The 9,198-nt window shown below is 40.8% G+C and carries 8 protein-coding genes; 7 read left to right on the top strand and 1 reads right to left on the bottom strand.

All coding sequences use genetic code 11. The features are described 5' to 3' along the window. The first annotated feature begins 478 nt into the window (after window positions 1-478). From ACIROD_RS04980 to phoU, 7 genes are all read left to right on the top strand, one after another. Window positions 479-1,699 (top strand): MFS transporter, encoded by a 1,221-nt coding sequence (locus ACIROD_RS04980; RefSeq protein WP_402938429.1) that lies wholly within the window; start codon window positions 479-481, stop codon window positions 1,697-1,699. A gap of 193 nt (window positions 1,700-1,892) precedes the next feature. Beyond that, window positions 1,893-4,061 carry a peptidoglycan D,D-transpeptidase FtsI family protein gene (locus tag ACIROD_RS04975; RefSeq protein ID WP_402938427.1) on the top strand — a complete coding sequence of 723 codons (2,169 nt, stop codon included), beginning with the start codon at window positions 1,893-1,895 and terminating at the stop codon, window positions 4,059-4,061. A 212-nt stretch (window positions 4,062-4,273) separates the two neighbouring features. Beyond that, window positions 4,274-5,239: a PstS family phosphate ABC transporter substrate-binding protein gene (locus tag ACIROD_RS04970; RefSeq protein ID WP_106026896.1), complete on the top strand. Its 966-nt coding sequence runs from the start codon at window positions 4,274-4,276 to the stop codon at window positions 5,237-5,239. 138 nt (window positions 5,240-5,377) lie between these two features. Beyond that, the gene (pstC, locus tag ACIROD_RS04965) at window positions 5,378-6,277 is read left to right on the top strand and encodes a phosphate ABC transporter permease subunit PstC (RefSeq protein ID WP_402940111.1); all 900 of its coding nucleotides are present in this window, start codon (window positions 5,378-5,380) and stop codon (window positions 6,275-6,277) included. Between the two features lie 3 nt (window positions 6,278-6,280). Further along, the gene (gene pstA, locus ACIROD_RS04960; RefSeq protein ID WP_101222575.1) at window positions 6,281-7,159 is read left to right on the top strand and encodes a phosphate ABC transporter permease PstA; all 879 of its coding nucleotides are present in this window, start codon (window positions 6,281-6,283) and stop codon (window positions 7,157-7,159) included. 21 nt (window positions 7,160-7,180) lie between these two features. Next, entirely contained in the window at window positions 7,181-8,002 is an 822-nt protein-coding gene (gene pstB / locus ACIROD_RS04955) for a phosphate ABC transporter ATP-binding protein PstB (RefSeq protein WP_402940108.1), read from the top strand. A gap of 20 nt (window positions 8,003-8,022) precedes the next feature. Next, window positions 8,023-8,676 carry a phosphate signaling complex protein PhoU gene (phoU, locus tag ACIROD_RS04950; RefSeq protein WP_101222573.1) on the top strand — a complete coding sequence of 218 codons (654 nt, stop codon included), beginning with the start codon at window positions 8,023-8,025 and terminating at the stop codon, window positions 8,674-8,676. A gap of 68 nt (window positions 8,677-8,744) precedes the next feature. Here phoU and ACIROD_RS04945 read toward each other — a convergent pair whose 3' ends face one another. Further along, complete coding sequence (locus ACIROD_RS04945; RefSeq protein ID WP_101222572.1) at window positions 8,745-9,197, bottom strand: endolytic transglycosylase MltG; 453 nt, start codon at window positions 9,195-9,197, stop codon at window positions 8,745-8,747. Window position 9,198 lies beyond the last annotated feature (1 nt).

Below are 9,198 nucleotides of genomic sequence, written 5' to 3'. Positions count from 1 at the left end.
GGGCAACTACTTCTCTGTCATCGCCATCCTGGCTCGCCAATCAAAGAGTTTTCTTTATACTGTTCTTTTCCAAAATCAAAAGGAAAACAGTATAAGTGCAACTACTTCTCTGTCATCGCCATCCTGGCTCGCCAATCGAAGAGTTTTCTTTATACTGTTCTTTTCCAAAATTAAAAGGAAAACAGTATAAGGGCAACTACTTCTCTGTCATCGCCATCCTGGCTCGCCAATCAAAGAGTTTTCTTTATACTGTTCTTTTCCAAAATCAAAAGGAAAACAGTATAAGGGCAACTACTTCTCTGTCTTCGCCAATCGAAGAGTTTTCTTTATACTGTTTTTTTCCAAAATCAAAAGGAAAACAGTATAAGTGCAACTACTTCTCTGTCTTCGCCAATCGAAGAGTTTTCTTTACCTTTTTTTACATAAATTCTTTTGTTTTTTCAAACACTAGAGTGGAATTTAAAGGAGAGTTAAAACAATGGGTATTTTAGAGAGATGGTTGGGTGAAGCGGGGGGAAAGAAGGATCTGCACCTCCTTTTGTTTATTGGAGGGCTGTACAGCCTAAGTATTGCTTTATCCAATACATTCGTTAATGTGTACTTGTGGAAACAATCCGGTCAAATTGTGGATATTGCCGTATATAATCTAACTGTGGTGCTTTTTCAACCGCTTACTTTTGTCTTTGCTGGCAGGCTGGCAAAAAAAGTGGATCGAATCATTGTTTTGCGTCTGGGTGTTATCTTTTTGGCCCTATTTTATTTATCAGTCCTATTGGTCGGCACACGGGCAACGGATTTTCTTTGGTTGCTTGGTGGACTGTTAGGAATCGGTTATGGGTTTTATTGGCTTGCCTATAATGTTTTGACTTTTGAGATAACTGAACCGGAAACAAGGGATTTCTTCAATGGTTTTTTAGGGATTTTGTCATCTCTTGGGGGAATGGTCGGTCCGATTCTTTCAGGGTTCATCATTTCGAGGCTTGAAAAATTCACGGGATATTCCATTGTATTCGGATTGTCTTTGCTATTGTTTTCCGTTGCGGTGTTTCTTAGCTTTTCGTTAAAAAGACGTCCAGCACATGGCAGATACTGTTTCCTTCGGATATTGCAGGAACGGAAAAATAATCGGAATTGGCTCTTGATAACACGTGCTCACTTTTTTCAAGGGATACGAGAGGGCACCTTCATGTTCATCATTTCGATTAACGTTTTCATTCAGACGGATAGTGAACTTGCCTTAGGGAGCTACGGTCTATTAAATTCTGCCATTTCATTCGTCGCGTATTTTTTCGCTTCACGATATATTAAACAGCCGATGCGGAAAAATGCCATTCTTATTGGAGGAATCCTGTTGTATGCAGGGGTCTTATTGATTGCATTTGATATCACATTCGGGAAGCTTCTCATTTATGGGGCAATTGTCGCTACCGCTTATCCTATTCTTTTGGTCCCTTATATATCGTTGACGTATGACATTATAGGCCGTGCTTGGAAGGCAGCGGAAATGAGGATTGAATATATCGTTGTCCGGGAACTGTTCGTTCATCTTGGAAGGATCGTCTCGATATCAGGATTCATACTTTCCGTCATGTTATTCGACCTAAAGGAAGTACTGCCGATCTATCTGTTAATCGTCGGGGCAGGGCATACCGTGATATATTGGTTTATACGGAAAATCGATATCATTGACCAAGACTGAAAAAGAGGCCTTAGAGGCCTCTTTTCCAATATCAGGACTTACCGTTTTAGGATTTATGAGCCGTAAGTCACTTTTTATGTAAAGTTCGTTATATGTTTAATATTTCTAGAACACTAAGGTAGAAAAAAATATAAATGTTCTATAGAATAGTATAGGACTATTATGACTATGTAAAAAGGATGTGTGGCTTAGTGTGAATAAAAAGAAAAAGAAAAAGACGCATGTGCCTTTCAGATTGAATATTCTTTTCTTTTTAGTGTTTGTTTTGTTTTCCGCTTTAATTTTACGCTTGGGTGTTGTACAGATTGTTTATGGTGATGATTACCGGCGTGAGATTGAAAGAACAGAGGAAGTGACCGTGAATAATTCGGTGCCCCGTGGGAAAATGTATGACCGGAATTTGAAACTTATGGTCGATAACCAACCACTGGATGCAATTACATATACACGTAAACAAGGTACGAAACAAACAGAAATGGTGGAAACGGCTGAGAAACTAGCGAAGTTGATCGAAAAGGAAACAGACAAAGTAACTGAACGCGATAAAAAGGATTTTTGGATTTTGAAGAATCCAAAGCTGGCCGAGAAAAAGATTACCGATAAAGAACGGAAAAAAGTGGAAGAGGGCGAGATGGAAGAAAGTGATTTGTATAAGCTTCAGCTTGATCGGATTACTGAAGAAGAAACAAAGCTTTCGAAAAAGGATCTTGAAGTTCTTGCCATCTATAGGGAATTTGCAAGCGGATATGCCCTTACCCCGCAAATTGTAAAAAACAAGGAAGTAACAAAAGAAGAATTCGCCAAGGTGAGTGAACACCTTGATTCGCTCCCAGGGGTCGATATATCTACAGATTGGGATCGTTTTTATACATATAATAAAACACTTAAATCTGTATTGGGTAAAGTTTCCTCATCTGAAGAAGGGTTGCCTAGTGAAAGCCTGAACTACTACCTTGCACGTGATTACAGCCGGAATGACCGTGTAGGTAAGAGTTATATTGAGGCGCAATATGAAGATATCCTTCAAGGTCAGAAAGCGAAAGTAAGGAATGTGACCGATAAGTCAGGAAATGTCGTCGATTCCGAAGTGATTACCGAAGGTTCGCGAGGAAAAGATCTTATATTGACAATTGATATGGATTTACAGCTTGCAACTGAGGAAATCATTGAAAAGCAATTGATTGCCAAGAAAAAAATGGGTAACACCAAATTCTTGGACAGGGCCTTTGTCGTCATGATGGATCCCGATACAGGGGAAGTATTAACGATGGCTGGCAAGAAATATGAGAAGGATCAAGAAACGGGGAAATCCACCATTGAGGACTTCGCATTAGGAAATATCACGACTTCCTATACGATGGGGTCTGCGGTTAAAGGAGCTACCGTTTTAACCGGTTATCAGCAAGGTGCGATCCAGCCGGGTACGTACTTTTATGATACAAAGCTTAAGATCAAGGGTACTAAAGCTAAAGGTTCATATAGTGACTTCGGGAACATTAATGATTTGACCGCATTGAAAGTATCTTCGAACGTTTATATGTTCAGAACGGCAATTAATATTGCGGGTGCGCATTATGTGCCGAATGAACCTTTGAACATTAGTTCAGGCGCGTTTTCAACCATGAGGAATTCATTTGCCCAGTTTGGCTTGGGTGTCCGCACGGGTATTGATCTTCCTAATGAAATGAGCGGGTTCAAAGGTTCCGAAACATCGCCAGGTAAGCTGCTTGACCTTGCTATAGGACAGTATGATACGTACACACCGATGCAGCTCGTGCAATATGTTTCAACCATTGCGAATGGCGGTAACCGCATGAAGCCGCATATGGTTAAGGAAATCCGCGATCCAGTTGATAATAATGAGGAATTGGGACCTGTTGCCGAAGACGTTTCACCGACTGTCCTTAATCATCTTGATATGAAGGACGAATGGATTGAACGTGTTCAGAGTGGTTTCGATAAAGTTGCGATGGAACAAGGCGGAACGGCTTATACCTATTTTGGGAATAAATCGTATACAGTGGCAGCTAAAACCGGGACGGCGGAAGCATTCTATGACGGCCCGAACCGGATGAATTATAGCGAGCCCCAAGAAACGATGAACATCACGCTTGTGGGTTATGCCCCAGCTAAAAATCCTGAGGTCGCTTTTGCGGTCGTTGTGCCGTGGGCATATCAAGGACATACGGGCCATAGCATGAGTAAAGAAATAGGTGAAGAAATCATGGATACTTATTTCGAACTGAAAAAAGAACGGGCTAAGAAGGAAAATACCGAAACCTCGACCGATTTGAAGGTGGAGAATGGTAAAGACGTTCAAAAGGACCAGGCTGAAGTTAGAAAAAGCCAGGAAAATGAATAACAAAAGGTTAAAACACGTTTTTGGGTAAAACCGGAAACGTGTTTTTTTTTTTGCATTTTAAGAACGGGATCAGCACAGTTCTTTCATCTTTACAATAAGTACACAATTATTTACTGAATATTTACAAATGCTTTAAACGGAATTTACAGTCTGAAAGTATGATGTGAGAGTAGGACAAAATATTCATATAAAATTCTTAGGGGGATTTACAAATGAGACGTTTCAAATTTATGGCTATGACCGCAGTAATGGGTGGAGTAATCGCAGTGGCAGCTGGATGTGGATCTAATGATACTTCAAACAGCGGTAAAGGAAATGAAGCGGCTTCAGATCAACTCAAGGGCGAAGTTATTACGGATGGTTCTTCAACGGTCTTTCCAATCATGGAGGCAGTTGCAGAAGAATATATGGCTACACAGCCTGATGTGAAGGTTTCAGTGGGATCATCAGGAACAGGTGGGGGATTCAAGAAATTCATCGCTGGTGATACGGACCTAGCCAATGCATCCCGCCCGGTGAAAGAAGAAGAAAGTGCCTTACTTGATGAAAAGGGTGTTGAATATACAGAATTGAAACTGGCATTTGACGGTATTTCAATCGTTGCCAATAAAGATAATGATTTCATCGATTCACTAACAGTTGAAGAACTTCAAAAACTGTGGATTGATAATGGAAAGGTGAAGAAATGGTCTGATATACGTCCTGAATGGCCGAATGAAGAAATTAAATTCTACTCTCCGGGAACAGATTCAGGAACATATGATTATTTCAATGAAGTGATCCTTGAAGAAAAACCAATGGTGGAAAATGCTACGCTTTCAGAAGACGATAACGTTCTTGTACAAGGTGTAGAAGGTGATAAAAATGCGATTGGATTCTTCGGTTATGCCTACTACTCTGAAAATAAAGATAAGTTAAAGATCATTTCTATCGACAACGGCAAAGGTGCTGTAGAGCCAACGCATGAAACGATTAAAAGTGGGGAGTATGCACCATTGTCACGTCCACTTTACACATATGTAGCTAATAAGTCGGTAGCTGAAAAAGAACAAGTTGCAGATTATACTCAATTCGTCATTGAAAATGCAGGAGAGCTTGCAGAAGAAGTGGGTTATATCAGCCTGCCGGAAGAAGAGTACCAGAAAGATCTTGATAAATTAAAAGAATTGGAAAAATAAACGATATTACAGGCTATTGAAATCCCGCCTTGACTCGATTAAGGCGGGGGTAACAGCTTGTAAATCCAAATATTGCGTGTCTGAAATGGAGGATGCAAGTTGGAACTTAGAAAAACAGAAACCTATTCTGTACAGCAAATGATTCTGGAAAAGAAAACTAAGAAAAAAATCAATATGGAAAAAGTCATTCCTAAGCTTTTGTTCTTTACGGCGGCAATTTCCGTTTTTACTACAATCGGGATCATCCTGACGCTTATATTTGAAACATTCATCTTTTTTGACAGAGTATCCATCGTCGAATTTTTTACGGAAGCTAAATGGCTGCCATTTGCATCTACACCGTCCTATGGGATTATGCCGCTTATCGTGGGAACATTGAAGATAACAGTCATAGCAGCGGTGGTTGCAGTTCCAGTAGGGCTTGCAACAGCCATTTTCTTGAGTGAATATGCATCAGAGAAAACACGCAGAATCATTAAGCCGATTTTAGAAGTTTTAGCTGGAATCCCTACTATCGTTTACGGCTTCTTTGCCTTAACTTTTGTAACACCGGTTTTGCGGGATTTATTTCCTTCCCTTGACATGTTCAATGCTCTAAGTCCTGGGATCGTTGTAGGAATCATGATCATGCCGATGATAGCCTCTTTGTCGGAAGATGCCCTTGTATCAGTACCGAAGTCGATTCGCGAAGGTGCGTATGCCTTAGGAGCAACGAAACTCGAAACGACAATTAAAGTGGTATTGCCAGCAGCCGTTTCAGGAATTGTGGCATCCATCGTTCTTGCTCTATCCAGAGCGATCGGGGAAACCATGATTGTGAGTGTTGCCGGTGGCTCGACCCCAAATATGAGCATGGATATCACTTCATCGATTCAAACGATGACCGCTTATATTGTACAGGTAAGTTCGGGGGATGCAGGATATGGGACAACGATTTACTACAGCATTTATGCGGTTGGAATGACACTGTTCGTCTTTACGCTTATCATGAATTTACTGGCGCAGTTCATCTCTCGCAAGTTCAGGGAGGAATACTAAGACATGAAACTGATAAACAAAAGTCATGTTGCAAAAAAAATGCCTGTTAGGCTGGCTGTTAACACGATTTGTAAAGGATTATTCTTCTTGGCAACATTGGTTGGCCTCCTCGTATTGGCCATCTTATTTTATCGGATATTCACTCAAGGAATTGGCAGTCTGAATGGGGATTTCCTTCAGAATTTCGCTTCCAGGAAACCTGAAGAGGCTGGTATAAAGGCAGCGTTGATCGGTTCAATTTGGTTGATGGTAGTGGTGGCCCCGGTTTCCCTGCTGCTTGGTGTTGGAACGGCCATTTATTTAGAGGAATATGCCCGGAAGAATTGGATCACCACTTTTATCAAAGTGAATATTTCCAATCTGGCAGGTGTCCCGTCAATAGTATTTGGACTTTTGGGTTTAACGGTTTTCGTTCGTGCCCTAGCCTTGGACCGGTCCATATTGGCAGCAGGCTTGACGATGAGCCTACTTGTTCTTCCTGTCATCATAGTGGCTGCCCAAGAGGCCATACGTGCCGTACCTCGTGATTTAAGGGAAGCTTCATTTGGAATGGGTGCAACAAAGTGGCAAACGATATTGAAAGTGGTCCTGCCTGCTGCGATACCTGGCATTTTAACTGGGGGGATACTTGCTTTATCACGTGCAATCGGTGAAACGGCTCCATTGGTGGTGGTTGGCATACCTATGTTCATCGCCTTTTTACCTCAAACGGTCATGGATACATTCACAGTGCTGCCGATGCAAATCTATAATTGGACATCCCGTCCACAGGAGGAATTCCAGCAGGTTGCTGCCGCGGGAATCATCGTTTTACTCATCCTGTTAATATTCATGAATTCAATAGCGGTTATAATTCGAAATAAATTCCAGAAAAGATACTGATAGGAGGAAGGAAGCATGAATATGACCTTAACGAGAGAAAAAGAGTCAACGGCAATCGGAATCGAAAATGTCGAATCATCTGCCTTGACGGAAAAGGTGTATGAAACATCCAATCTCAATTTATGGTATGGGGAAAACCATGCTTTGAAAAATATTAATCTGGATATGCACCAAAATGAAGTGACCGCCATCATTGGGCCTTCAGGATGTGGGAAATCGACCTACATCAAAACATTGAACCGAATGATAGAGCTAGTCCCGGATGTGAAAACGACAGGCCAGATTAAATATAGAAACAGGAATATCCTCGATCAGTCCTATAAGGTGGAAGATTTAAGGACACAGGTGGGAATGGTTTTCCAAAAGCCTAATCCCTTTCCAAAATCAATTTATGAAAATGTTGTATACGGACCAAAAATCCATGGAATTAAAAATAAAAAAATTCTTGATGAGATCGTTGAAAAGAGTTTAAAAGGGGCAGCTATTTGGGATGAAGTGAAAGACCGACTGCATGAAAATGCATATGGACTTTCAGGTGGACAGCAACAGCGCCTTTGTATTGCCAGATGTTTGGCCATCGAACCTGATGTCATATTAATGGATGAACCGACTTCTGCTCTTGATCCGATATCCACTTTGAAAATAGAAGAATTGGTCCAAGAACTGAAAAAGGATTTCAGCATTATCATCGTTACCCATAACATGCAGCAGGCAGCACGTATCTCTGATAGAACAGCCTTCTTCTTAAATGGGGAAGTCATCGAATATTCTGATACAAACACCATCTTCTCTAATCCGAATGATAAAAGAACAGAAGATTACATTACCGGACGCTTCGGTTAAAGAGAAAGGGAGATGCGATAATGATCGTTCGTGAAAATTTCGAGCTTCAATTGAAAGAGTTACAGGAGAAAATCGTGAAGTTGGCTAATTTAGCTTCAAATGCCATATCAAAATCATATGCCGCATTGGAAAACAATAATGTAGAAGAGGCTCTTGAAGTTATTGATGATGACACAATCGCTGATTTACTGGAAGAGGAAATTAATGACTTTGCGATTTTGCTGATTGCTAAGCAGCAGCCGGTTGCGATTGATTTAAGGCGTATCATTGCTGCCATAAAAATCGCCTCTGATATTGAAAGGATGGCGGACTTTGGTGTGAATATCGCTAAATCAGCCATCCGAATCGGTGACCAGCCATTTATTCTGCCTTTAACACCATTAAAGCAGATGCATGATATTACATTAAAGATGATTCAACTTTCAATAGAAGCATTTGAGAAGGAAGATGTAGTTCTTTCAAGAGAGATCATTGAAATGGATGACGAGGTTGATAGCTTTTATGGAGATATGATTCGGAGTCTCCTTCGCCTTTCAGATGAAAAAAACCTTCAGCAGGTTACACAGCTTTCCTTAATAGCTCGATATTTGGAAAGGACAGCGGACCATACAACGAATATCGCAGAGAATATTTACTTCCTGGTAAGAGGGAGATATATCGGCAGGAATGAATGAACCGATCCTAATTGAAAAAAAGAGAGGCTTTTTTCGGACATCGTCCATTTAAAAGCCTCTCTTATTCATTAATGGGTCAAAGTATTGGCCAATTGTCTATATGTCATATTATTCGTAACAACAAACTCACCGATTTGTATTTTTTTTGAGAAATCATGGTCATTCATGTAAGCTTCAAATTCAGCAGCATCATCGATGATTTTTTCATTGGCAAGGCTATCGGCAATTTCGGTTGTGGTCATATTCGTTTTCACTTTAATTGTATAGGTGACGATGGAGGGATCTTTTTTTGAAGCCCCTTTCTCCATTGAATCCTTATCTGGATCCTTTGGTTGGACGGTCTTTTTAGCTTCCTCCATAGGGTGTGTAACGACGAATCCTTTCTTCACGAGCAATTCCTTAGCTTCCTCCTCAGTGGGAGTGGTGCCTTCGAATAATCCGGTGCCATAATGATAGCCAGCAAAGATTGTTGTTGTAAAAATGATACCGGCGGAAAGACCTTGCAGTCTTGCTTTGTTCATT

The organism is Peribacillus sp. NPDC101481, from assembly GCF_044767165.1.
Classification (GTDB): Bacteria; Bacillota; Bacilli; order Bacillales; family DSM-1321; genus Peribacillus.
This window is presented reverse-complemented; position numbering and strand designations above follow the sequence as displayed.

Coding starts and splice junctions, on each gene's coding strand:
- pstB (WP_402940108.1), top strand. CDS start 7,181: ATGACCTTAACGAGAGAAAAAGAGTCAACGGCAATCGGAATCGAAAAT.
- pstA (WP_101222575.1), top strand. CDS start 6,281: ATGAAACTGATAAACAAAAGTCATGTTGCAAAAAAAATGCCTGTTAGG.
- ACIROD_RS04945 (WP_101222572.1), bottom strand. CDS start 9,197: ATGAACAAAGCAAGACTGCAAGGTCTTTCCGCCGGTATCATTTTTACA.
- phoU (WP_101222573.1), top strand. CDS start 8,023: ATGATCGTTCGTGAAAATTTCGAGCTTCAATTGAAAGAGTTACAGGAG.
- pstC (WP_402940111.1), top strand. CDS start 5,378: ATGATTCTGGAAAAGAAAACTAAGAAAAAAATCAATATGGAAAAAGTC.
- ACIROD_RS04970 (WP_106026896.1), top strand. CDS start 4,274: ATGAGACGTTTCAAATTTATGGCTATGACCGCAGTAATGGGTGGAGTA.
- ACIROD_RS04980 (WP_402938429.1), top strand. CDS start 479: ATGGGTATTTTAGAGAGATGGTTGGGTGAAGCGGGGGGAAAGAAGGAT.